Genomic DNA, 23,301 nt, shown 5'->3' on the forward strand with positions numbered 1-23,301 from the left:
AGGAGTCAGCATGCCTATCCAGGTGTTACCGCCACAGCTCGCCAACCAGATCGCCGCCGGAGAGGTGGTCGAACGCCCCGCGTCGGTCGTCAAAGAGCTGGTGGAAAACAGCCTGGACGCCGGTGCGACGCGCATCGATATCGATATCGAACGCGGCGGCGCCAAGTTGATCCGCATTCGCGACAACGGCTGCGGCATCGGCAAGGACGATCTGGCGCTGGCGCTGGCGCGGCACGCCACCAGTAAAATCAGCACGCTCGACGACCTGGAAGCGATCGTCAGCCTCGGTTTTCGCGGCGAAGCGCTGGCCAGCATCAGCTCGGTTTCCCGTTTGGCCCTGACGTCGCGCACCGCAGACCAGAGCGAAGCGTGGCAAGCCTATGCCGAAGGGCGCGAACAGGCGGTGACGGTCAAACCCGCCGCGCACCCGGTCGGCAGCACGCTGGAAGTGCTGGATCTGTTTTACAACACCCCGGCGCGCCGCAAATTCATGCGCACCGAGAAAACCGAATTCGGCCATATCGATGAAGTGGTGCGGCGCATCGCGCTGGCGCGCTTCGATGTGGCGATCAACCTCAGCCACAACGGCAAACTGATCCGCCAATATCGGGCGGCGAAGGAAGAAAGCCAGCACGAGCGCCGTTTGGGCAGCATCTGCGGCCCGGCGTTTTTGCAGCATGCGCTGAACATCGACTGGCAGCATGGCGATCTGAGCATCCGCGGTTGGGTGGCGGATCCGGACGGGGCGCGCCAGCTGGGTGAAATGCAGTATTGCTACGTCAACAGCCGCATGATGCGCGATCGCTTGATCAACCACGCCATTCGTCAGGCCTATCAGGATCAGCTGAAAGACGATCAGCAGCCCGCTTACGTGTTGTATCTGGAGGTGGATCCGCACCAGGTGGACGTCAACGTTCATCCCGCCAAGCACGAGGTGCGTTTCCATCAGGCGCGGCTGGTGCACGATTTTATCTACCAGGCGGTGACCACGGTGCTGCAACAGGCCGGGCAGACGCCGTCGCTGCCGCTGGCGGAAGCGCCTGACGAGGCGCCTGCGCCGGTCTGGCAGCAGGAAAACCGCGTCGCCGCCGGCGGCAACCATTTTTCACAGCCGGCGCCGCGTCGCGAAACGCCGCCACCGGCCGGCGCTGCCCGCGAGCGCGCGCCGCAGCCCGGTTGGCAAACGGCGGGCGGTTACCAGAAACGCGAAGGCGAGCTGTACGGCAAACTGATGCGGCCTGCCGCCGAGCCGCAGGCTGAGGCCGCGCCGGAAGCCCCGAGTCGGCCGCCGCTGTTCCCACCGGTGAAAGCCGCCGTGGAAACGCCGTTGGCGAGCGGGCAACACAGCTTTGGCCGGGTGCTTATGATCCATCCGCCGTGCTACGCGCTGATTGAACAGCGCCAGCAGCCGGCGTTGCTCAACCTGACGGTGGCCGAGCGCTGGCTGCGCCAGGCGCAGCTCAATCCGCCGACGGAAGGGCTGCGGCCGCAGCCGCTGCTGATCCCAGTCAAGCTGACGTTGGACAAGAACGAAGCGGCGGCCATCGCGCGGCATCAGGCGCTGCTGACGATGATGGGGCTGGATTTGCAGACGGATCACGGCCGTGTGACGCTGCGCGCAGTGCCTTTACCATTACGCCAACAAAATTTACAAAAACTGATACCCGAACTGTTAGGCTATCTGGCCGAGCATCAGGAGATGTCGCCCGCGGTGTTGGCCACCTGGCTCGCTCGCCGTCTCGGCAGCGAACATGAACAGTGGAACACCTCGCAAGCGATACAATTGCTGACCGACGTTGAACGACTTTGCCCGCAGCTGGTCAAATCGCCACCGAGCGGACTTTTACAACCCGTTGATTTACAGGCCGCACTGGCGGCCCTCAAGCATGACTGAAACTGAAATGACATCACGTCCCCCGGCTATTTTCATTATGGGGCCGACCGCCTCGGGCAAGACCGCGCTGGCGATCGCGCTGCGCGAGCGCCTGCCGGTGGAACTGATCAGCGTCGATTCCGCGCTGATTTATCGCGGCATGGATATCGGCACCGCCAAGCCGAGCGCCGAAGAATTGGCGCAGGCGCCGCATCGGCTGATCGATATTCGCGATCCCGCCGAAGCTTACTCGGCTGCGGAGTTCCGCGCCGATGCGCTGAAAGAGATGGCCGATATCACCGCCGCCGGCCGCATTCCGCTGTTGGTGGGTGGCACCATGTTGTATTTCAAGGCGTTGCTGGAAGGATTGTCGCCGTTGCCGTCCGCCGATCCCGCGGTGCGCGAGCGCATCGAACGGCAAGCGGCGGAGCAGGGCTGGGAGGCGTTGCACCGTCAGTTACAGGCGATCGATCCGGTCGCGGCAGTGAGAATTCATCCGAATGATCCGCAGAGACTGTCCAGAGCACTGGAAGTTTTTTTTATTTCGGGTAAAACTTTAACGGAACTGACTAAAATTTCGGGTGAATCGTTACCGTATCAAGTTCACCAATTTGCGATAGCGCCGACCAGCCGTGAGTTGATCCATCAACGCATCGAGCTGCGGTACCATCAAATGTTGGCGGCGGGTTTTGAGACGGAAGCGCGTGCACTTTTCGCACGGGGTGATTTGCATACGGACTTGCCCTCCATTCGCTGTGTCGGTTACCGCCAGATGTGGTCATACTTGTCTGGTGAAATTAGTTACGATGAGATGGTTTATCGTGGTATTTGCGCAACACGTCAGTTGGCTAAACGCCAGATGACCTGGTTACGGGGTTGGGAGTCGGTCCATTGGTTGGACAGTGAAAAGCCGGGAGAGGCTTTGGACTCGGTGACACAGGTTGTTAGTGCATAGGTTGGGTGATTGTGTACAATTGCTGAGTATTCAGCGCGCAAATTTTTTACGTCGTTTATTTTAGAGCCGACAGGTTCTTAGTTACAAACAACAAGCAAATAAGGAAAAGATAGAATGGCTAAGGGGCAATCTTTGCAAGATCCGTTCCTGAACGCATTGCGTCGTGAACGTGTTCCGGTTTCTATTTATTTGGTGAATGGTATTAAGCTGCAAGGCCAGATTGAGTCTTTTGACCAGTTTGTCATCCTGTTGAAGAACACGGTTAGCCAGATGGTGTACAAGCACGCTATCTCTACCGTTGTCCCGTCACGCCCGGTCTCGCATCACAGCAACAATCCGAGCGGCGGTTCAAGCAACTATCACCATGGTAACAATCCGTCTGCGCAGCAACAGCCGCAGCAGGAAAGCGATGACGCTGAATAAAGCGCGTTGCAAGTCAACCATGACGGGGAGCATAAGCAGCCGCGTGCTGTTTATGTCCCCCAAACTCACGGTGAGTGTCCGTTTGAGAGGTTGCACGCTTGTTTGACCGTTATGAAGCCGGTGAGCAGGCCGTACTGGTTCATATCTATTTCTCGCAAGACAAAGATACGGAAGATCTCAGCGAGTTCGAATCGCTGGTCTCCTCAGCCGGTGTCGAAGCTTTGCAAGTGGTGACTGGTAGCCGCAAAGCCCCGCATCCGAAGTACTTTGTCGGCGAAGGAAAGGCCGAAGAAATTGCAGATGCGGTGAAAGCCAGCGGCGCGTCTGTTGTCCTGTTTGATCATTCCCTTTCCCCGGCGCAGGAAAGAAACCTCGAGCGCCTGTGCGAATGCCGGGTGATCGATCGCACCGGGCTGATTTTAGACATTTTCGCCCAGCGTGCCCGCACCCATGAAGGTAAGCTGCAGGTGGAGCTGGCGCAGCTGCGTCACATCGCCACGCGTCTGGTACGCGGCTGGACGCACCTGGAGCGGCAAAAAGGGGGGATAGGCCTGCGCGGGCCGGGGGAAACCCAGCTTGAGACCGACCGTCGCCTGTTACGCGATCGCATCAGCTTGATTCTGCGCCGCCTGGAGCGGGTAGAGAAGCAGCGTGAACAAGGCCGACGTGCGCGGACCCGCGCCGATGTGCCGACCGTATCGCTGGTGGGCTATACCAACGCCGGCAAATCCACCCTGTTTAACCGAATAACGTCTGCCGAGGTGTATGCGGCGGACCAGCTATTTGCCACCCTGGATCCTACGTTGCGGCGCATTGATGTGCCGGACGTGGGGGATACCGTGTTGGCGGATACCGTAGGCTTTATCCGGCACCTGCCGCACGATCTGGTGGCCGCCTTCAAGGCGACGCTGCAGGAGACGCGCCAGGCCTCTTTGCTGCTGCACGTCATCGACGCGGCGGATCCGCGCGTCGACGAGAACATCGACGCGGTGAACACCGTGCTGGCGGAGATAGACTCGGATGAAATCCCTACACTGTTAGTGATGAACAAAATAGATATGCTGGACGATTTTGTGCCGCGTATCGACCGCAACGATGAAAACCTGCCGATCCGGGTGTGGCTGTCCGCCGCCAGCGGAGAGGGTATTCCGTTGCTGTATCAGGCGTTGACGGAGCGCTTATCGGGGGAGATCGCGCATTACGAATTGCGCTTACCGCCACGGGCAGGCCGTCTTCGCAGCCGTTTTTACCAGCTTCAGGCGATTGAAAAAGAGTGGAACGAAGAGGACGGCAGCATTGGCGTGGTGGTGCGAATGCCGATCGTCGAATGGCGTCGTCTCTGCAAGCAAGAACAGGACCTGATTGACTTTATCGTATGATCATATCCTGTTACATTTATGCTTCGCGAAAGCCTGAAGTACCCAATCACAGAATATGGAGCTAAAACATGGCGTGGAATCAGCCCGGTAATAACGGACAGGACCGCGACCCGTGGGGGAGCAGCAATAACAATGGCGGCAACTCTGGCGGTAACAACAAAGGCGGTCGTGATCAAGGGCCACCTGATTTGGATGATATCTTCCGCAAACTGAGCAAGAAATTGAGCGGTTTTGGCGGGGGCAAAGGCTCCAACAGCAATAGCGGCGGCACCGGGGCCTCCGGTCCGGGCTTCAGCGGCCGCATTATCGGTATCGCGGCGGTTGCCGTGGTGGTGATCTGGGCCGCCAGCGGCTTCTACACCATCAAGGAAGCCGAGCGCGGCGTTGTGACGCGTTTCGGTAAGTTCAGCCACCTGGTGCAGCCGGGCCTGAACTGGAAGCCGACCTTCATCGACGACGTGCGTCCGGTGAACGTGGAATCCGTGCGTGAGCTGGCGGCGTCCGGCGTGATGCTGACCTCCGATGAAAACGTGGTGCGCGTGGAAATGAACGTGCAGTACCGCGTGACCAACCCGGAAGCGTACCTGTTCAGCGTCGTCAATGCCGACGACAGCCTGAGCCAGGCGACCGACAGCGCCCTGCGCGGCGTGATCGGCAAATACTCGATGGATCGCATCCTGACCGAAGGCCGTACCGTGGTGCGTAACGATACGCAGCGCATGCTGGAAGAGACCATTCGTCCTTACAACATGGGCATCACGCTGCTGGACGTCAACTTCCAGGCGGCGCGTCCGCCGGAAGAGGTGAAGGCGTCGTTCGACGATGCGATCGCCGCGCGTGAGAACGAGCAGCAATACATCCGTGAAGCGGAAGCTTACGCCAACGAAGTTCAGCCGCGTGCGAACGGCCAGGCGCAGCGTCTGCTGGAAGACTCCAAGGCTTATAAAGACCGCACCGTCCTGGAAGCTCAGGGTGAGGTGGCGCGCTTTGCCAAGCTGTTGCCGGAATACAAGTCCGCCCCGCAGATCACCCGCGAGCGTCTGTATATCGAAACCATGGAAAAAGTGCTGGGCCATACCCGTAAGGTGTTGGTGAGCGACAAAGGCAACAACCTGATGGTGCTGCCGCTGGATCAGATGCTGCGCGGCCAAGGCGCGGCGACGGAGAGCGGCAACAAGGATACCAGCCTGATTCGCCTCAATCCGAATCCAGCACCGGCTGCCAACAGCAGCACCCCGCGCACCAGCAGCGGATCGGTTATGGATCAGCGCCGGGCGAATGCGCAGCGTGACGACACCACTCGCGTAGGGAGAGAGTAATCAATGCGTAAGTCTTTTGTAGTTATTGTCCTCGCGGTGCTGGTGGTGCTGTACGCTTCGCTGTTCGTGGTGCAGGAAGGCCAGCGCGGCATTGTGCTGCGCTTCGGCAAAGTGCTGCGCGACGGCGAAAACAAGCCGCTGGTGTATGCGCCGGGTCTGCACCTCAAGATCCCGTTCATTGAGACCGTGAAGAACCTGGATGCGCGTATCCAGACCATGGACAACCAGGCCGATCGCTTCGTGACCAGCGAGAAGAAAGACCTGATCGTTGACTCCTATCTGAAGTGGCGCATCAGCGACTTCAGCCGCTACTATCTGGCGACCGGCGGCGGCGACGTCTCCCAGGCCGAAGTGCTGCTGAAGCGTAAGTTCAGCGACCGTCTGCGTTCCGAAATCGGCCGTCTGGACGTGAAAGACATCGTGACCGACTCGCGCGGCAAGCTGATGTCTGACGTGCGTGACGCGCTGAACACCGGCACCGTGGGTGACGGCGAAGAAGTGGCGACCACCGAAGCCGATGACGCTATCGCCTCTGCGGCGGCGCGCGTTGAGCGGGAAACCACCGGCAAACAGCCGCAGGTGAACCCGAACAGCATGGCGGCGTTGGGCATCGAAGTGATCGACGTGCGTATCAAGCAGATCAACCTGCCGGCCGAAGTCTCCGACGCCATCTACCAGCGTATGCGCGCCGAGCGTGAAGCGGTAGCCCGTCGCCTGCGCTCGCAGGGCCAGGAAGAAGCCGAGAAACTGCGCGCCAGCGCGGACTACGAAGTGACCCGTACCCTGGCGGAAGCCGAGCGTCAGGCGCGTATCACCCGTGGTGAAGGCGATGCTGAAGCAGCCAAGCTGTTCGCCAATGCGTTCAGCCAGGATCCGGACTTCTATGCCTTTATCCGCAGCCTGCGTGCCTATGAAGCCAGCTTCAAGGACAACCAGGACGTGCTGGTACTGAGCCCGGACAGTGATTTCTTCCGCTACATGAAGTCGCCTGATACCCTGCGCAAATAAGCGCGGCAGGCAATCTGATCGAGGGCCCGTTTTCGCGGGCCCTTTCTCGTTTTTGGGGGATGCATGAACTCAACGATTTGGCTGGCGCTCGGGCTGGTCCTGGTGCTGGAAGGACTGGGGCCGATGCTGTTTCCGCAGGCCTGGCGCAAAATGATTGTGGCGATGTCGCAGTTGCCGGACGCGACGCTGCGGCGATTTGGCGGTGGAATAGTGGTGGCGGGCTGCGTGATCTACTACATGTTGAGCGGCCGCACGGGTCTTTAAAGTCTAGCCCAAAATTTATGCAATCGTATGCTAAAAGTGCTGAAAATCGAAAATTACGGTGGTAGAATCCATTTTTAAGCAATCGGTGATTTTGAAAAATGGGTAAGAACGTCGTCGTACTGGGCACCCAATGGGGTGACGAAGGTAAAGGCAAGGTTGTAGACCTGCTGACTGAACGGGCTCAATATGTTGTGCGCTACCAAGGTGGCCATAACGCTGGCCACACTCTGGTAATCAACGGTGAAAAAACCGTTCTTCATTTAATTCCTTCAGGCATTCTGCGTGAAAACGTCACCAGCATCATCGGCAACGGTGTTGTTCTGGCGCCGGACGCGTTGATGAAAGAAATGGGTGAACTCGAAGCGCGTGGCATCCCGGTACGCGAACGTCTGTTACTCTCTGAAGCTTGCCCGTTGATCCTGCCTTACCACGTTGCGTTGGATAACGCGCGTGAGAAAGCGCGCGGCGCGAAAGCGATCGGCACCACCGGTCGCGGCATCGGCCCGGCTTACGAAGATAAAGTGGCTCGTCGCGGTCTGCGCGTCGGCGATCTGTTCAACAAAGAAACCTTCGCCGTTAAGCTGAAAGAGATCGTCGATTACCACAACTTCCAACTGGTCAACTACTACAAAGTTGAAGCCGTCGATTATCAGGCGACGCTGGACTACGTGCTGTCTATCGCCGATATCCTGACCGCGATGGTGGTTGACGTTTCCGAACTGCTGGACGGCGCGCGCAAGCGTGGCGATCTGATCATGTTCGAAGGCGCTCAGGGCACCCTGCTGGATATCGACCACGGTACTTACCCGTATGTGACCTCTTCCAACACCACCGCCGGCGGCGTGGCTACCGGTTCCGGCATCGGCCCGCGTTATGTGGACTACGTGCTGGGCATCGTGAAAGCCTACTCCACTCGCGTGGGTGCAGGCCCGTTCCCAACCGAACTGTTCGATGAAACCGGCGAGTACCTGTGCAAGCAGGGTAACGAGTTCGGCGCCACCACCGGCCGTCGTCGTCGTACCGGCTGGCTGGACGCGGTAGCGGTGCGTCGCGCGGTGCAGATCAACTCCCTGTCCGGCTTCTGCCTGACCAAACTGGACGTCTTGGACGGCCTGAAAGAAGTGAAGATCTGCGTGGGTTACCGCATGCCGGACGGCCGTGAAGTGGACACCACTCCGCTGGCGGCTGAAGGCTGGGAAGGCATTGAGCCTATCTACGAAACCATGCCGGGCTGGAGCGAAACCACCTTTGGCGTGAAAGAGCACAGCAAGCTGCCTCAGGCTGCGCTGAACTACATCAAGCGCATCGAAGAAGTGACCGGCGTACCGGTAGACATCATCTCTACCGGCCCGGATCGCAGCGAAACCATGATCCTGCGCGACCCGTTCGACGCATAATCAGGCTTTGCGGCATTAAACAAACCGGGCGCGTCCCGGTTTGTTTTTATCCTGACTCCCTCCGATTGCGGTTTCACGTCAAAAAATCCTTTCATAAACCCGCCTTAGGGCGCGGGATTCGCTAAATAATTAGCGACGAACTCTCCGGCTGGTTTATTATCCAATGAGTAATCTTTTGAATAGCGCCGAAAAGCGGCGTATCAGACGGGTAAAGTCATACCCAGAGGTAAGATGTGCAGTTAACAAGTTTTACTGATTATGGTCTGCGGGCGTTGATCTACATGGCCTCGTTGCCGCAGGACAAGATGACCAGTATCTCGGAAGTGACCGAGGTGTATGGCGTGTCTCGCAACCATATGGTGAAGATCATCAATCAGTTGAGCCGGGTCGGTTTTGTCACGGCGGTGCGCGGCAAGCATGGCGGCATCCGTTTGGGAAAACCGGCCGAGAGCATTCGCCTCGGCGATGTCGTGCGGGCGCTGGAGCCGCTTGCGCTGGTTAACTGCAGCAGCGAGTTTTGCCACATCACCCCTGCCTGCCGATTGAAGCAGGTGCTCCAACAGGGCGTACAGAATTTCCTTGAAGAGCTGGATAAGCATACGTTGGCCGACATGGTCGAAGACAATCCGCCGCTCTACAAGCTATTGCTTGTCGAATAAAACGACGTTGAGAAGACAAGGCTCAACGTCATCCTGCTGATGACAACGGAGGAACCGCAATGTCACAAGATCCATTCCTGGAACGAGAAGCAGAAAAATACGAATCTCCCATCCCCAGCCGTGAATATATCCTGGCCCATTTGGCGAAACGAGAAACGCCGGCCAGCCGCGAAGAACTGGGCAACGAATTGGGCCTCAGCGGCGAAGAACAGCTGGAAGCGCTGCGCCGCCGCCTGCGCGCCATGGAGCGCGATGGCCAGTTAGTGTTTACCCGCCGCCAGTGCTACGCGCTGCCGGAGCGTTTGGATCTGCTGCGCGGCACGGTGATCGGCCACCGCGACGGCTACGGCTTCCTGCGCGTTGAAGGCAGCAAAGACGATCTGTATCTGTCTGCCGAACAGATGAAAATGGCGATCCACGGTGACGTGGTGTTGGCGCAGGCGCTGGGCGCGGACCGTAAAGGGCGCCGCGAAGCGCGCATCGTGCGCGTGCTGGTGCCGAAAACCAGCCAGATTGTCGGCCGCTTCTTCATGGATGCCGGTACCGGCTTCGTGGTGCCGGACGACAGCCGTCTGAGCTTCGATATTCTGATCCCGGCGGACAGCGTCAGCGGTGCGCGCATGGGCTACATGGTGGTGGTGGAGCTGACTCAACGCCCAACCCGCCGCACCAAAGCGGTCGGCAAGATCGTCGAGATCCTCGGCGACAAAATGGGCACCAGCATGGCGGTGGATATCGCGCTGCGCACCCATGAGATCCCGCATACCTGGCCACCGCAGGTGGAAAAGCAGGTGGCCGATCTCAGCGAACAGGTGCCGGAAGCGGCCAAGAAGGGCCGCGTCGATCTGCGCAAGCTGCCGTTGGTCACCATCGACGGTGAAGACGCGCGCGACTTCGATGATGCCGTGTACTGCGAGAAAAAACGCGGCGGCGGCTGGCGCCTGTGGGTAGCGATCGCCGACGTCAGCTACTATGTGCGTCCACGCACCGCGCTGGACGACGAAGCGCGCAGCCGCGGCAACTCGGTGTATTTCCCGTCGCAGGTGATCCCGATGCTGCCGGAAGTGCTGTCCAACGGGCTGTGCTCCCTGAACCCGCAGGTCGATCGCCTGTGCATGGTGTGCGAGATGACCATCTCCGCCCAGGGGCGCCTGTCCACGGCCAAGTTCTACGAGGCGGTGATGAGCTCCCACGCCCGCCTGACCTACAACAAGGTGTGGCACATTCTGCAGGGCGATCAGGAGCTGCGCGAGCATTACCACCCGCTGGTCAAGCACCTGGAAGAGCTGCACGCCATGTACAAGGTGCTGGATAAGGCGCGCGCCGAGCGCGGCGGCATCGCGTTTGAAACCGAAGAAGCCAAATTCATCTTCAACGCCGAACGCCGCATCGAGCGCGTGGAGCCGACGGTGCGCAACGACGCCCACAAGCTGATCGAAGAGTGCATGATCATGGCCAACGTGGCGGCCGCGCGCTTCGTCGAGAAACGCAACGAGCCGGCGCTGTACCGCGTGCACGATCGTCCGAGCGATGACCACATCTCCGCGCTGCGCAGCGTGCTGAGCGAGCTGGGGCTGACGCTTGGCGGCGGCAACAAGCCGCAGCCGAAGGACTATGCGGTGCTGATGGATGAAGTGTCCGAGCGCCCTGACCACGAAATGCTGCAAACCATGTTGCTGCGCTCGATGAAGCAGGCGATTTACGATCCGGAAAACCGCGGCCACTTCGGCCTGGCGCTGGCCTCTTACGGCCACTTCACCTCGCCGATCCGCCGTTATCCGGATCTGGCGTTGCACCGCGCGATCAAATACCAGTTGGCCAAAGAGCATGGCGAGCCGAAAGAGCGCTGGACGCCGACCGGCGGCTGGCACAGCGAATTCGAAGAGATGCTGCAGCTGGGCGAACACTGTTCGATGACCGAGCGCCGCGCGGACGAAGCGACGCGCAACGTCGCCGACTGGCTGAAGTGCGACTTCATGCAGGATCACGTCGGTGAAGTGTTCAGCGGCATCATCTCCAGCGTGACCGGCTTCGGCTTCTTCGTGCGCCTGAACGATCTGTTCATCGACGGGCTGGTGCACGTATCAACGCTGGATAATGATTACTATCGCTACGATAATATCGGCCAGCGCCTGATCGGCGAGTCTTCCGGCACGGTCTATCGCCTGGGGGATACGGTGGAGATCCGCGTGGATGCGGTGCATATGGACGAGCGCAAGATCGACTTCGCGCTGGTGTCCAGCACCCGCAAAGCGCGCGGTGAAGGCAAAACCGAGCGCGATCGCGCCAAGAAGGGCGGCCAGCGCACGTTGCGCGACAATGGCAACGCGGGGCGCGGCAAGCGCCGCGGCGGCAAACCGCCGGCCAACTTCGAGCCGGACAGCGCCTTCCGCAAGCAGGATGACGCCAAGCCCGCGGACAACGTGAAGAAGGCGAAGAAGAAAGCCAAGAAAGCGTCCGACAAAACGCGGAAAATCGCGGCGGCGACCAAAGCCAAACGCGCAGCCAAGAAGAAAGGTGCCGAGCAGGCTTAACCTGCCGCACATCGTTATCATCGGCCGGTTATCGCCGGCCGCACGAATTTAAAAGAGCATCATGAGCGAAATTATTTACGGCATCCACGCCGTCAAAGCCCTGTTAGAGCGCGACCCGCAACGCTTCCTGGAAGTGTTTATCCTGAAAGGCCGCGAAGATCGCCGTCTGCAACCGCTGATCGCCGAGCTGGAAGCGACCGGCATCGTGATCCAGGTGGCGAACCGCCAATGGCTGGATGACAAGGTTGAAGGCGCGGTGCACCAGGGGATCATCGCCCGGGTGCGCGAAGGGCGTCAGTATCAGGAGAACGATCTGCCGGGCCTGTTGGAGAGCGTGGAAACGCCATTCCTGCTGGTGCTGGACGGCGTGACCGACCCGCATAACCTCGGCGCCTGCCTGCGCAGCGCCGACGCGGCCGGCGTGCACGCGGTGATCGTGCCCCGCGATCGTTCCGCCCAGTTGAACGCCACCGCCAAGAAAGTGGCCTGCGGCGCCGCCGAAAACGTGCCGTTGATCCGCGTGACCAATCTGGCGCGCACGCTGCGTCTGCTGCAAGAGATGAATGTCTGGGTCGTCGGCACCGCCGGCGAAGCCGACCATACGCTGTATCAAAGCAAAATGACCGGCCCGATGGCGCTGGTGATGGGCGCGGAAGGCGAAGGCATGCGCCGCTTGACCCGCGAACACTGCGATGAGCTGATCAGCATCCCGATGGCCGGTACCGTCTCTTCACTGAACGTGTCGGTCGCCACCGGCATCTGCCTGTTCGAAGCGGTGCGCCAGCGCGGCTGATTCTTCTGACGGGGGCGCCGTGCTCCCGTTAATTCCCCCTCTTGTGATCCCGCCTGCGGCAGAAATCTCTGCGCCGACCATACTTACCCCTGACGCTTTTTTCAGGGAGCACTCTCATGGTCTGGACTACGCACACCGTTTTTAACCAACCCAAGCCGCTGGGCAACAGCAACCTGTTTCTCTCCGATACGCCGCTGCGCGAAGCGTTGCAGCGCGAGCAAGGCGGTTGGGACGCCGAGGTATTGGCTTCGCTGGGCCAGCAGCTCGGCACGCAGGAGTCGCTGGAACTGGGGCGGCTGGCCAACGCCAACCCGCCGGAGCTGCTGCGCTACGACGCCACCGGCCAGCGGCTGGACGACGTTCGCTTTCACCCGGCCTGGCATATCCTGATGCAGGGGCTGATCGCCAACCGGGTGCACAACCTGCCCTGGCAGGAGGATGCGCGCATCGGTTCCTTCGTGGCGCGCGCCGCGCGTTTTATGCTGCATGCGCAGGTCGAGGCCGGCACGCTCTGCCCGGTGACCATGACCTTCGGCGCCACGCCGCTGCTGCTGCAGGCGTTACCGGCCGAGTTTCGCGCCTGGCTGACGCCGCTGCTGTCGGATCGTTATGACGCTCATCTGCTGCCGGGCGGGCAAAAGCGCGGCCTGCTGATCGGCATGGGCATGACAGAGAAGCAGGGCGGCTCCGATGTCTTGAGCAATACCACCACCGCCACGCCGCTCGGCGCGCGCGGGCCGGGCGAAGCCTACCGGCTGGTGGGGCACAAGTGGTTTTTCTCGGTGCCGCAAAGCGATGCGCACCTGGTGCTGGCGCAGGCCGAAGGCGGGCTGTCCTGTTTCTTCCTGCCGCGCATTTTGCCGGACGGCAGCCGCAACGCCATTCGCCTTGAGCGGTTGAAAGACAAGCTGGGCAACCGCTCCAATGCCAGCAGCGAGGTGGAGTTTCAGGACGCCACTGCCTGGCTGCTGGGCGATGAGGGCGACGGGGTGCGGCATATCCTGAAGATGGGCGGCCTGACCCGTTTCGACTGTTCGCTGGGCAGCCACGGCCTGATGCGCCGCGGGCTGTCGGTGGCGCTGTATCATGCGCTGCAGCGGCAGGCGTTCGGCAAGTTGTTGATAGAACAACCGCTGATGCGCCAGGTCTTGGCGCGCATGGCGCTGCGGCTGGAAGGGCATACCGCGTTGCTGTTCCGGCTGGCCCGCGCCTGGGAGAGCCGCAGCAATGAAGGCGAACTGATCTACAGCCGGCTGCTGACCCCGGCGGCCAAATACAGCATTTGCCGTCAGGGCATGCCGTTCATCGCCGAGGCGATGGAGGTGCTGGGCGGCATCGGTTACTGCGAGGAGAGCGAGCTGCCGCGCCTGTACCGTGAAATGCCGGTGAACAGCATCTGGGAGGGCTCCGGCAACATCATGTGTCTGGACGTGTTGCGCAGTCTGCATAAACTGCCGGGCGCGCTCGAGATGTTGCAGTTCGAGCTGCAGCCGGTGCGCGGCCAGAATCGGTTGTTCGATCACGCCTGGCGGCAGTGGCAGCAGCGTGCCCGGCAACCGAGCGAGGAGATGGGGCGGCTACTGACTCAACAGCTGTTCAACCTGTGCTGCGCCGCGCAGCTGCTGCAGCACGCCAGCCCGCAGATCGCCGACGCCTGGTGTCATCTGAAGCTGGATCACCGCGGCGAGAGCCTGCTGTCGGCCGAGGCGTGCGAACTGCTGCTGAACCGCGCCATCGGCGGTTAGGGAAAAGGGTGGCGCGCGGCGGCGAAAACCTTTTTAATTCAGCCTCACTCTGACAGGAAAATGCACATGGATATTCTCAGCGCGTTGGCGGCGTTCGCCTCTTACTTCTTCAGCGGCTTCGCCATGATTTTGGTGTTTCTGTTCGTCTATACCCGCATCACCCCGCACGACGAATGGGCGCTGATCAAGGCCGATAATCAATCCGCCGCCTTCGCTTTTATCGGCGCTTGCCTGGGGTATGTGATCCCGTTGGCCAGCGCGGCGATCAACTCGATCAGCCTGCTGGATTACCTGCTGTGGGGCGTGGTGGCGCTGGTGGTGCAACTGCTGCTGTTCGCCGCCGTGAAGATCTACATGCCGCGCATCAGCGACAAGATAGAAGCGAATCACCTGGCCGCCGGGATTTTCCTGGGGGGCGTCTCCGTCAGCGGCGGGGTGTTGAATGCGGCTTGCATGAGCTACTAAAGGTATAAGATGGCCGAGGCGCGCCAGCCAAGTGGGTGCGCCTGCTCTTCCATCCGCAGGATGCGGTAATAGCTGGCGCCGTGTTGGTCGGCGGTGCGGGCGATGGCCAGTTCCGCCTCCTGCGGTGAGCCGGGCAAATCGTTGAAGGTGATCTCGGCGATTTCACTGAGCGGCGTCACGCGATCGGCGGGCGCCAGCTCGGCGGACTGTGCGCCGGTGCTGAGCAATCCCATGGAAAGCAAGAGGGAGGTGAGTGCGGTGGAGCGTTTCATGGCGTTCCCCTTCGTCAGATCCTGAATCGACACCCGCAACATGCGGCATGCTGTCCCTCAGTGTGCAACACCCTTCTTCAGCCAGTGCAAAGCCAGTGTAAAACTGCTTAAAAAATCCCCGCCTTAGCGATACAGGATCGCCTGGGAATACCATTGGCCCGGCACGACGGTTTCGCTGTTCATGATGATCATGTAATAACGGGCGCCGGCGGCGGTGGCCTTGCGTTGGATCTCCGCTTCCACGTCCATCGGGCTGCCGCGCACCACGGCGGTGACGGTGCCCATTTTCACCAGCTCGGCGGTCTGCGCGCGGACGATCTCCTGCGCCTGAGCGGTGGGGGGCGGCGGCGGTTTCGGCGTGGTGGTCATGATGCCGCAGGCGGAAAGCTGTGCGGCCAGCGTCAGGGTAATGAGTGTGCGGGCAATCGTCATGGTGACCTCGTAAGCGCCGGTGCGATGGCTTCAGTGTAACGCAATATAAGCTGTAACAGATTGAGCTAACGCTGCTTCGCGCAAGTTTGTCATGATGAATGCCAACAGGTGAGTTGAGGATGAACGGATGATCGAAATTCATGACGAGCGGGTTGGCGATATCGCGGTGATCCATGCTGTGCCGGCGGGGCAGTATCATCGGCCGCTGCCGACGGTGTTCTTCTGCCATGGCTATACCTCGTCGAAAGAGGTGTACGCTTATTTCGCCTATGCGCTGGCGCGCGCCGGTTTTCGGGCGGTGTTGCCGGATGCCGATCGGCACGGCGAGCGATTCGACGGCGATGAGGCGCGGCGCCTGGCGTCATTCTGGGAGATCCTGCGCAGCAATATCGATGAACTGCCGCAGATCAACGCGCATTTTGAGCGGCTTGGCCTGATCGCCGACGGCCGCATCGGCGTCGCCGGCGCCTCAATGGGCGGCATGACCGCGCTTGGCGCCTTCGCGCGCTTTCCGTGGATCCGTGCGGCCGCCAGCCTGATGGGTTCCGGCTATTACCGTGCGCTGGCGCAAACGCTGTATCCGCCGTTGGGCGAGACGGGCGAGGCGCTCTCGCCGACGGCGTTTGCGGCGCGCACCGCCGTGCTGGCGGAGTATGAGCTGGAAGGACGTTTGGCGCAGATTGCAGGGCGGCCGCTGCTGCTGTGGCACGGCGAGACGGACGACGTGGTGCCGGCGGCGGACAGCCTGCGTTTGGCGGCTGAACTGAGGCAGCAAGGTGCGGACGGCCGTTTGACATCGCTCGTCGAGCCGGGCGTGAAGCATCGCATCACGCCGCTGGCGCTGTCCGCCACCACCGATTTCTTTCGCCGCGAATTGTAATGCGCCTCCGGGCGCGATGCGTGGAATTGCGGTGCTCTCTGCAGGCTGTTTCGGTCATTGTTTGACGCATGGCGGAGGAGAATGTCAGCGTGAATTCTTTCAGGGGCGGCAAGGAGCGGAGAGCATGATAAAGGGTATCAGCAATACGGCCGAGACAGCGCGCGGGCTGGCGGGAACGATGAAAGCGCGCGCCGATCTTAACTCAATGGCCTTCAGTGAGATGCTGGGGGCAGCCGACGGCAAGGCGCGGCAAAACAAGGCGAATCCGCTGTCGCGCATCACCGCGCATACGGTGCAAAACATGACGGCGCTGTTCGCCTCCGCGCCGAAAGCGGCGGCCGCGCAAACCGCGAAGGCCGGCTCGCTCTCCTTCGAGCAGCGGGCGACGCTGGAGGAAAGCGCCGAACTGCTGCAGGTACGGACAAACTATCTGCGGATGGCGCTGCAATTGCACAATCCGGGCAAGGCGTTCAGCGCGCCGACGTTGCTCAAACTGTGATGGGTGAGGAAGTGGAGCGCCCGACAGGCGGCGCTCCGATGCGGACTGAACGGGCTTTCTGATGAAGCCCTGGGGATTTCCCTGGCGTGGCGCGTCTTTTTAACGGTACAGCTCGGCGCTGACGTGCATCGTGCTGTTGTCGCCCGGTTCATGCAGGGCGATGATGCGATAAGAGCTTGCACCGCGTTGATCGGCGATTTTACTGACCTGGCTGCTGGCGTCATCCGGCGAGACCACGTTCTGGTTCAGGGTGACGAAGCCAACGCTCTGGCGTTGATCGGCCTGGTGCGAGGAGATCTCCGTCGCGGCCATCACGTTGGCGGAGAACAGGGCGGCAAGCGCCGTCGCGAGAATGATGCGTTTCATAGTGCCTCTCTTACTTTTTGCCGTTACGGCCTGACAGCGAGTGTCGCTGCGGCAAAAAGTCATTTATCTGCATTGAATAACCTGGAATCTTTTTCGTCGCGCTGTCTGCGGCGGATAAGGTTAATTTTAGTCGGTTGCGGCGGATTAAAAAGCGGGGCGTTTTGATGGCCTCTTTCAAAAAAAATGAAATAGATTTGTGACTCAGCGCTGATTTCATTGAAAGATTTTTGAAACTGATGGATTGGCGTACATAGGTTTCCCCGCCAGCAAATCGTGCTATTTCCCATACCCCCTCTCAATAACGCGAATAAAACCCACGCAGTCCTTGAGTTTTCCGCCCTGCGTCAGTATGATTACGCGTCATTTTTCAGCCGCACACTAAACACGTTCCTTGCTTCCATGGGCCGCGGTTGACCCTGACAGGAGGCTGAATAATCCGTAAGGAGCAATTCGATGCGTCATTACGAAATCGTTTTTATGGTCCATCCTGACCAAAGCGAACAGGTTCCGGGCATGATCGAGCGTTACAGTGCTACCATCACTAACGCGCAAGGTCAGATTCACCGTCTGGAAGACTGGGGCCGCCGTCAGCTGGCTTATCCGATCAACAAACTGCACAAAGCTCACTACGTTCTGCTGAACGTTGAAGCGCCGCAGGAAGCGATCGATGAGCTGGAAACTAACTTCCGCTTCAACGACGCCGTTATCCGCAGCATGGTTATGCGCGTTAAGCACGCGGTAACTGAAGCATCTCCGATGGTTAAAGCGAAAGACGAACGTCGTGGCGATCGCCGCGAAGACTTCGCTAACGAAACCGCAGATGATGCAGATGCTGGGGATTCTGAAGAGTAATTGCCGCCGTGACGGCTAATCGTCTGGTTTTGTCGGGCACTGTGTGCAAGGCGCCGGTTCGAAAAGTGAGTCCTTCCGGGATACCGCACTGCCAATTTGTGCTAGAGCACCGTTCGCAGCAGATGGAAGCCGGATTCAGCAGACAAGCATGGTGCCGAATGCCCGTGGTTGTCAGCGGACAACAGTCACAAGCACTAACTCAAAGATTAACGGTCGGCAGTCAGATTACCGTGCAAGGCTTTGTAAGCTGCCATCAAGGGCGCAACGGGCTGAGCAAATTGGTTCTGCATGCCGAGCAGATTGAATTGATAGATTCTGGAGACTAGCCAAATGGCACGTTATTTCCGTCGTCGCAAGTTCTGCCGTTTCACCGCGGAAGGCGTTCAAGAGATTGACTATAAAGACATCGCTACGCTGAAAAACTACATCACCGAAAGTGGTAAAATTGTACCGAGCCGTATCACCGGTACTCGTGCAAAATATCAGCGCCAGCTGGCCCGTGCTATCAAGCGCGCGCGCTACCTGTCTTTGTTGCCGTACACTGATCGTCATCAGTAATCGGCCACTGTCCATTAACGACTTTGAGAGGATAAGGTAATGCAAGTTATTCTGCTTGATAAAGTAGCAAACCTGGGCAGCCTGGGTGATCAAGTTAACGTTAAAGCGGGCTACGCTCGTAACTTCCTGGTACCACAGGGCAAAGCTGTTCCTGCTACCAAGAAAAACGTTGAGTTCTTCGAAGCACGCCGTGCTGAACTGGAAGCCAAACTGGCTGACGTTCTGGCTGCTGCTGAAGCTCGCGCAACCAAGATCAACGAACTGGGTTCAGTGACCATCGCTTCCAAATCTGGCGACGAAGGTAAACTGTTCGGCTCTATCGGCACCCGCGACATCGCTGACGCAGTGACTGCGGCAGGCGTTGAAGTTGCCAAGAGCGAAGTTCGTCTGCCGAACGGCGTTCTGCGTACCACTGGTGAGCACGAAGTGCACTTCCAGGTACACAGCGACGTGTTCGCACAGCTGAATGTAGTTGTGGTTGCAGAAGCGTAATTTACGCTGCTGTTAACCCGGTTAAAACGCCAGCCTCGCGCTGGCGTTTTGCTTTTCTGCGCCCGGCAAAACGCGCTACGCTAGAAGACGGGATGAAAAGGGAGAGCGTGTGATGGCAACGATTACGCTACAGCGGGTTTACGACTTCAGCGCGCCGGCGCCGGCGCATTGCTATCTGATAGACAGGCTATGGCCGCGCGGCATCAGCAAGGAGAGGCTGGCGGGCGTGCAGTGGTTGAAACAGGTGGCGCCGGATGACGAGCTGCGCAAGTGGTTCCATCAGCATACCGACCAGTGGGAAGCCTTCGAGGCGCGTTACCGCCAACAGCTGGCGGCCAACGACGCCTGGCAGCCGCTGGTGGCGCTGTTGCGGCAGGGGGAGGCGCTGACGCTGCTGTATGGCAGCAAAGATACCGCGCACAACCAGGGCGTAGTGCTGCGCGAGTTTCTGCTGGCGCAGCTTTAGCGATTAACGTTCCCGGCGGTAGCTGCCGTCGGCCTGGCGGCGGAACAGCGCCTGGCTGTTGTCCACGGTGGTGACCGATAGCGCGTTAATCACGCCGTTGGCGTCGCGTTCGATGCGCACTTCCTGACCGGCTTTCATGTTGCTCAGCGGCTTGTCGCCGCCTTCCACCTGCGCCATGGCGAACACCTCATTCACCGGCAGATTGTTGTCGCGAAACAGCTGGGCCAGCGTCTGGCCGGGCTGGATCTGATAACGCTGCCAGTTGCCCGCCGGCGTCGGTTCGTTGGCCGGCGTGGCGGCGCCACCGCCGTTTTGCAGCTCAGCCTGCAGCGGCACGCTGGTTTCCTGCTGAGAGACCGGGAACGGCTGTCTTTCGGGCGAGTAGGGCCACAGCAACGCCAGCAGCAGGATGATGCCGAAGATCAGCACCCAGCGGCGGTGAAAGTAGGGCAGTGGTTCCATCCAATGGAAACCGTCCGGCAGATGCCAGACTTTGGCCAGCAGCGCTTTGACCCGCTGCATCTTGTCGTTGGCCGACGGCGGTTCCGATGGCGACTCCGCGTCTTCCTGCGTGGGTGCGGCGCCGGGTTTCAGGCGCTGGCTGATGTTCAGCCAGGTGCGCAGCAGCGGCTGGTAGATGCGGGTGGTTTTCCTTTTCCTGGGCGCGATTCTGCCCATGGTGACCTCTCTTCGACGGCGTAATAATAAGCGCGGCGCGGCAAGCGCGTCGCCTGCCCGATATCCTGCTTTCAGTATAGTCCGCTAACTGATTGAAGTGAAAGGCGGCTGAGCGGCAGGGCCGGGGTTTGCGGCTGCGGGCGTTAACAGAAGGTTATTGTTTCTTTTTCTACGACAAAAGTCATCATTCTCCACACAAGATTTTACCCGGCATTGACGCGCTGTTATGCTGCGCTTTCGACTTTTTACAGACTTAAGGAAAACCCCATGACAACCCCTTCTTTTGACAGCGTTGAAGCGCAAGCAAGTTACGGGATTGGTTTACAGGTCGGCCAGCAGCTGCAAGAGTCCGGGCTGGAAGGTTTGCAACCGGAAGCTTTGCTGGCGGGTCTGCGCGACGCGCTGGAAGGGAATGCCCCGGCGGTTCCGGTAGACGTGGTGCACCGTGCGCTGCGTGAAATCCACGAGCGTGCGGATGCGGTGCGCCGCGAGCGCCAGCAGGCGATGGCCGTTGAAGGCCAGAAATTCCTGGACGACAACGCCAAGCGCGACGACGTGACGCTGACCGAGTCAGGCCTGCAGTTCTCCGTACTGGAGCAGGGCAACGGCCCAATCCCGTCCCGTCAGGATCGCGTGCGTGTGCACTACACCGGCCGTCTGATCAACGGCGACGTGTTCGACAGCTCGGTTGAACGCGGCCAGCCGGCAGAATTCCCGGTCAGCGGCGTGATCCCTGGCTGGATCGAAGCGCTGACCCTGATGCCGGTCGGTTCCAAATGGCAGCTGTATATCCCGCACAACCTGGCCTACGGCGAGCGTGGCGCAGGCGCGTCCATCCCGCCGTTCAGCGCGCTGGTGTTCGACGTCGAGCTGCTGGAAATCCTGTAATCCCACCGAGGATTACTCTGGGCGCCTTCGTGGCGCCCTTATTTTATGCGCCTCGCAGACGGGCGATGAATGGCCGGGCGAGCCGGCCAGTGACAGTGAGTTACTTACCGCTTAAATCGATGCGATAAACCGCGAAGCCGATGCTGTCGCTGCCTGCGGCGCTCATCGGGTATTGGGCGTGCTCTTTGATAAACTTCGTCGCTTTGTCCGAAGGCGAGGTCTCGAAGCGGATATCCAGCGGCTGCTTGCTGCTGAAGTTAGCCAAACGCCAATTGTTGTCCGCCTGCGGGCGCACCGCGCCATGCCGCTGGGTTTCGGCGGTGATGTAGGCCGCCAGCACCGAGCGGTTTTCATCCGGCGAAGCGAAGGCAATATGTTTGTCGCCGGTGCCGGCAAACTTGCCGCCGTAGGCGCGGTAGTTGTTGGTGGCAACTAGGAAGGTGGCGTTCGGATCGATCGGCTTGCCGTTGAAGGTCAGCTGCTTGATGCGCTCCGCCTTAGCGTTGATCAGCTGGCATTCGCCGTCGTAGCGCGCCGGTTGGCTGACGTCGATCTGGTAGTTGACGCCGTCGATCACGTCGAAGTTATAGGTGCGGAAGCCGTCCCAGTTGATCAAGCCTTGCGGCTTGGCGCTGTTGACGTCGATCTGGTTGAACTGGCCGGCGGAGCACTCCAGCCACTCTTTCACCTCTTTGCCGCTGGCCTTCACCACTACCAGCGTATTGGGATAGAGATAGAGATCGGCGGCGTTGCGGAAGGTGAGCTGGCCTTTTTCCACTTCGACGAAGCTGGCGGGGTCGTTCTTGCGGCCGCCGACCTTGAACGGGGCCGCCGCGGACAGCACCGGCAGATCGGCCAGGTCCGGGTCGCCCTGGATGTAATGTTCGACGTAGGCCTTCTGCGCATTGTTGACGATCTGCACCGTCGGATCGTCCTGCACCAGCGCCAGGTAGCTGTACATGTTGCCGTCGGATTTACCGATCGGCTGGCTGACGAACTCGCGCGTGCCTTTGTGATCGTCCGCCAACACCTTCACCAGCGCGGCATCTTCCGCCGCCAGCGATTTCTTGTTCTCTTTGTCGTAGATCGGCCGCGCTTCCGCTTTGGCGGCGGTCACTTTCCAACTGCCGCCATCGTTGTTGAGCTGCAGATCGACCACGCCGAGATGGTCGCCCCATTGGCCCGGCATCACCGCCGGTACGCCATTCAGCAGGCCTTTGTCGATATCCGCGCCTTTGATGTTGGCGAAGTCCTTGCTCGGGAACACCGCGTGGGCGTGGCCGAACATGATGGCGTCGATGCCGGGCACCTGGCTGAGGTAATAGACCGAGTTTTCCGCCATCGCCTTGTAAGGCTCGCTGGACAACCCGGAATGCGGGATCGCCACCACCAGATCGGCGCCCTGTTTACGCATCTGCGGCACGTAGCGCTTGGCGGTGGCGGTGATGTCGTCCACCGTCACTTTGCCCTGCAGGTTGGCTTTGTCCCACACCAGGATCTGCGGCGGCACGAAGCCGATGTAGCCGATGCGCAGCGTATGCGCCTTGCCGTCGCGATCCTTCACCGGGGTATCGACGATGATGTACGGCGTGAACAGCGGTTTTTGCGTTTTGGCGTCGATGACGTTGGCGTTGATGTACGGGAATTTGGCGCCGGCGATGGCGTTCTTCAGGTAGTCCAGCCCGTAGTTGAACTCATGGTTGCCGATGTTGCCGACCACATAGTCCAGCGTGTTCATCGCCTTATAGACCGGGTGCACGTCGCCCGGTTTCAGCCCTTTGGCCGCCATGTAATCGCCGAGCGGGCTGCCCTGAATGATGTCGCCGTTATCCACCAACACCGCGTTGGCGGCCTGCTGGCGCGCCTGTTGGATCAGGCTGGCGGTGCGCACCAGGCCGAACTTGTCGGTCGGCGTGTCCTTGTAGTAATCGAAGTCCATCATGTTGCTGTGCAGATCGGTGGTTTCCAGCACGCGCAGATCGACGGTGGCCGCCTGCGCCGAGGCGCACACCAGCAGCGCAAGCGCGGACAGCGTCAGTGGATGCTTCATCATTTGGGGTTCTCTCCATTCCATTATTCGAGTGTTATCGCAGAGGGAAATGTA

At 60.1% G+C, this 23,301-nt stretch carries 27 protein-coding genes; 21 read left to right on the top strand and 6 right to left on the bottom strand.

The features are described 5' to 3' along the window. Positions 1-10: 10 nt before the first annotated feature. The 13 genes from mutL (at position 11) to ACP3TA_RS07540 (ending at position 14,814) form a co-directional block, all read left to right on the top strand. A complete protein-coding gene (mutL, locus tag ACP3TA_RS07480; RefSeq protein WP_089197607.1) occupies positions 11-1,894 on the top strand; it encodes a DNA mismatch repair endonuclease MutL in 1,884 nt (627 codons plus the stop codon). Continuing rightward, positions 1,887-2,828, top strand: a complete 942-nt coding sequence (miaA, locus tag ACP3TA_RS07485) for a tRNA (adenosine(37)-N6)-dimethylallyltransferase MiaA (protein ID WP_047025079.1) — start codon at positions 1,887-1,889, stop codon at positions 2,826-2,828. The genes mutL and miaA overlap by 8 nt, the downstream gene beginning before the upstream one ends. A gap of 114 nt (positions 2,829-2,942) precedes the next feature. Further along, positions 2,943-3,251: an RNA chaperone Hfq gene (gene hfq, locus ACP3TA_RS07490; RefSeq protein WP_004933678.1), complete on the top strand. Its 309-nt coding sequence runs from the start codon at positions 2,943-2,945 to the stop codon at positions 3,249-3,251. A 98-nt stretch (positions 3,252-3,349) separates the two neighbouring features. Beyond that, entirely contained in the window at positions 3,350-4,630 is a 1,281-nt protein-coding gene (gene hflX / locus ACP3TA_RS07495) for a ribosome rescue GTPase HflX (protein ID WP_033641625.1), read from the top strand. A gap of 68 nt (positions 4,631-4,698) precedes the next feature. Then, a complete protein-coding gene (hflK, locus tag ACP3TA_RS07500) occupies positions 4,699-5,949 on the top strand; it encodes an FtsH protease activity modulator HflK (RefSeq protein WP_033641626.1) in 1,251 nt (416 codons plus the stop codon). Positions 5,950-5,952: 3 nt separating this feature from the next. Beyond that, positions 5,953-6,957, top strand: a complete 1,005-nt coding sequence (hflC, locus tag ACP3TA_RS07505; RefSeq protein ID WP_004933669.1) for a protease modulator HflC — start codon at positions 5,953-5,955, stop codon at positions 6,955-6,957. Positions 6,958-7,020: 63 nt separating this feature from the next. Continuing rightward, positions 7,021-7,221 carry a DUF2065 domain-containing protein gene (locus ACP3TA_RS07510; RefSeq protein ID WP_004933666.1) on the top strand — a complete coding sequence of 67 codons (201 nt, stop codon included), beginning with the start codon at positions 7,021-7,023 and terminating at the stop codon, positions 7,219-7,221. A 98-nt stretch (positions 7,222-7,319) separates the two neighbouring features. Next, positions 7,320-8,618: an adenylosuccinate synthase gene (locus ACP3TA_RS07515; RefSeq protein WP_025159583.1), complete on the top strand. Its 1,299-nt coding sequence runs from the start codon at positions 7,320-7,322 to the stop codon at positions 8,616-8,618. Positions 8,619-8,851: 233 nt separating this feature from the next. Further along, positions 8,852-9,277 (top strand): nitric oxide-sensing transcriptional repressor NsrR, encoded by a 426-nt coding sequence (gene nsrR, locus ACP3TA_RS07520; protein ID WP_015376391.1) that lies wholly within the window; start codon positions 8,852-8,854, stop codon positions 9,275-9,277. 59 nt (positions 9,278-9,336) lie between these two features. Continuing rightward, positions 9,337-11,811 (top strand): ribonuclease R, encoded by a 2,475-nt coding sequence (gene rnr / locus ACP3TA_RS07525; RefSeq protein ID WP_033641627.1) that lies wholly within the window; start codon positions 9,337-9,339, stop codon positions 11,809-11,811. 61 nt (positions 11,812-11,872) lie between these two features. Beyond that, a complete protein-coding gene (gene rlmB, locus ACP3TA_RS07530) occupies positions 11,873-12,604 on the top strand; it encodes a 23S rRNA (guanosine(2251)-2'-O)-methyltransferase RlmB (RefSeq protein WP_004933653.1) in 732 nt (243 codons plus the stop codon). A 116-nt stretch (positions 12,605-12,720) separates the two neighbouring features. Further along, positions 12,721-14,349 (top strand): isovaleryl-CoA dehydrogenase, encoded by a 1,629-nt coding sequence (locus ACP3TA_RS07535; RefSeq protein ID WP_426784575.1) that lies wholly within the window; start codon positions 12,721-12,723, stop codon positions 14,347-14,349. A 66-nt stretch (positions 14,350-14,415) separates the two neighbouring features. Continuing rightward, on the top strand, positions 14,416-14,814 hold the full coding sequence (locus ACP3TA_RS07540) for a DUF350 domain-containing protein (protein WP_015376394.1): 399 nt from the start codon (positions 14,416-14,418) through the stop codon (positions 14,812-14,814). Here ACP3TA_RS07540 and ACP3TA_RS07545 read toward each other — a convergent pair. Both ACP3TA_RS07545 and bsmA read right to left on the bottom strand, forming a co-directional pair. Further along, positions 14,811-15,086: a DUF1471 domain-containing protein gene (locus tag ACP3TA_RS07545; RefSeq protein ID WP_025305027.1), complete on the bottom strand. Its 276-nt coding sequence runs from the start codon at positions 15,084-15,086 to the stop codon at positions 14,811-14,813. The two genes, ACP3TA_RS07540 and ACP3TA_RS07545, sit on opposite strands and share 4 nt — an antisense overlap. Positions 15,087-15,209: 123 nt before the next feature. Further along, positions 15,210-15,518: a biofilm peroxide resistance protein BsmA gene (gene bsmA / locus ACP3TA_RS07550; protein WP_046688102.1), complete on the bottom strand. Its 309-nt coding sequence runs from the start codon at positions 15,516-15,518 to the stop codon at positions 15,210-15,212. Positions 15,519-15,645: 127 nt separating this feature from the next. Between bsmA and yjfP the strand changes: the two genes are divergently transcribed. Both yjfP and ACP3TA_RS07560 read left to right on the top strand, forming a co-directional pair. Further along, complete coding sequence (yjfP, locus tag ACP3TA_RS07555; RefSeq protein WP_033651491.1) at positions 15,646-16,398, top strand: esterase; 753 nt, start codon at positions 15,646-15,648, stop codon at positions 16,396-16,398. 124 nt (positions 16,399-16,522) lie between these two features. Then, positions 16,523-16,897 (top strand): hypothetical protein, encoded by a 375-nt coding sequence (locus ACP3TA_RS07560; protein WP_206196390.1) that lies wholly within the window; start codon positions 16,523-16,525, stop codon positions 16,895-16,897. A gap of 99 nt (positions 16,898-16,996) precedes the next feature. On the opposite strand, the gene ACP3TA_RS07565 is transcribed toward ACP3TA_RS07560, so the two are convergent. Both ACP3TA_RS07565 and ACP3TA_RS07570 read right to left on the bottom strand, forming a co-directional pair. Further along, a complete protein-coding gene (locus ACP3TA_RS07565) occupies positions 16,997-17,263 on the bottom strand; it encodes a DUF1471 domain-containing protein (RefSeq protein WP_033638913.1) in 267 nt (88 codons plus the stop codon). 10 nt (positions 17,264-17,273) lie between these two features. Continuing rightward, a complete protein-coding gene (locus tag ACP3TA_RS07570) occupies positions 17,274-17,480 on the bottom strand; it encodes a hypothetical protein (protein ID WP_127897167.1) in 207 nt (68 codons plus the stop codon). A 236-nt stretch (positions 17,481-17,716) separates the two neighbouring features. On the opposite strand from ACP3TA_RS07570, the gene rpsF reads away from it, so the two are divergent. The 5 genes from rpsF to ACP3TA_RS07595 all read left to right on the top strand — a co-directional run bounded on the left by rpsF (position 17,717) and on the right by ACP3TA_RS07595 (position 19,631). Continuing rightward, entirely contained in the window at positions 17,717-18,115 is a 399-nt protein-coding gene (rpsF, locus tag ACP3TA_RS07575; protein WP_004933634.1) for a 30S ribosomal protein S6, read from the top strand. 8 nt (positions 18,116-18,123) lie between these two features. Next, positions 18,124-18,441 carry a primosomal replication protein N gene (priB, locus tag ACP3TA_RS07580; protein WP_049233092.1) on the top strand — a complete coding sequence of 106 codons (318 nt, stop codon included), beginning with the start codon at positions 18,124-18,126 and terminating at the stop codon, positions 18,439-18,441. Positions 18,442-18,445: 4 nt separating this feature from the next. Continuing rightward, on the top strand, positions 18,446-18,673 hold the full coding sequence (gene rpsR, locus ACP3TA_RS07585) for a 30S ribosomal protein S18 (protein WP_000135199.1): 228 nt from the start codon (positions 18,446-18,448) through the stop codon (positions 18,671-18,673). Positions 18,674-18,712: 39 nt separating this feature from the next. Beyond that, positions 18,713-19,165: a 50S ribosomal protein L9 gene (gene rplI, locus ACP3TA_RS07590; protein ID WP_004933629.1), complete on the top strand. Its 453-nt coding sequence runs from the start codon at positions 18,713-18,715 to the stop codon at positions 19,163-19,165. A 112-nt stretch (positions 19,166-19,277) separates the two neighbouring features. Next, positions 19,278-19,631, top strand: coding sequence for a DUF488 domain-containing protein (locus ACP3TA_RS07595; protein WP_033641634.1), 354 nt, complete (start codon positions 19,278-19,280; stop codon positions 19,629-19,631). A 3-nt stretch (positions 19,632-19,634) separates the two neighbouring features. Here the strand turns inward: ACP3TA_RS07595 and ACP3TA_RS07600 are convergent, their stop codons facing one another. Next, positions 19,635-20,309 (bottom strand): OapA family protein, encoded by a 675-nt coding sequence (locus ACP3TA_RS07600; RefSeq protein WP_046688104.1) that lies wholly within the window; start codon positions 20,307-20,309, stop codon positions 19,635-19,637. Positions 20,310-20,576: 267 nt separating this feature from the next. Here ACP3TA_RS07600 and fklB point away from each other — a divergent pair, with 267 nt between their 5' ends. After that, a complete protein-coding gene (fklB, locus tag ACP3TA_RS07605) occupies positions 20,577-21,197 on the top strand; it encodes an FKBP-type peptidyl-prolyl cis-trans isomerase (protein WP_004933618.1) in 621 nt (206 codons plus the stop codon). Between the two features lie 100 nt (positions 21,198-21,297). Here fklB and ACP3TA_RS07610 read toward each other — a convergent pair whose 3' ends face one another. Then, positions 21,298-23,250, bottom strand: a complete 1,953-nt coding sequence (locus tag ACP3TA_RS07610; RefSeq protein ID WP_033651488.1) for a bifunctional 2',3'-cyclic-nucleotide 2'-phosphodiesterase/3'-nucleotidase — start codon at positions 23,248-23,250, stop codon at positions 21,298-21,300. Between the last annotated feature and the right edge of the window lie 51 nt (positions 23,251-23,301).

Source organism: Serratia sp. 2C06 (genome assembly GCF_050037615.1).
GTDB classification, from domain to species: domain Bacteria; phylum Pseudomonadota; class Gammaproteobacteria; order Enterobacterales; family Enterobacteriaceae; genus Serratia; species Serratia ureilytica.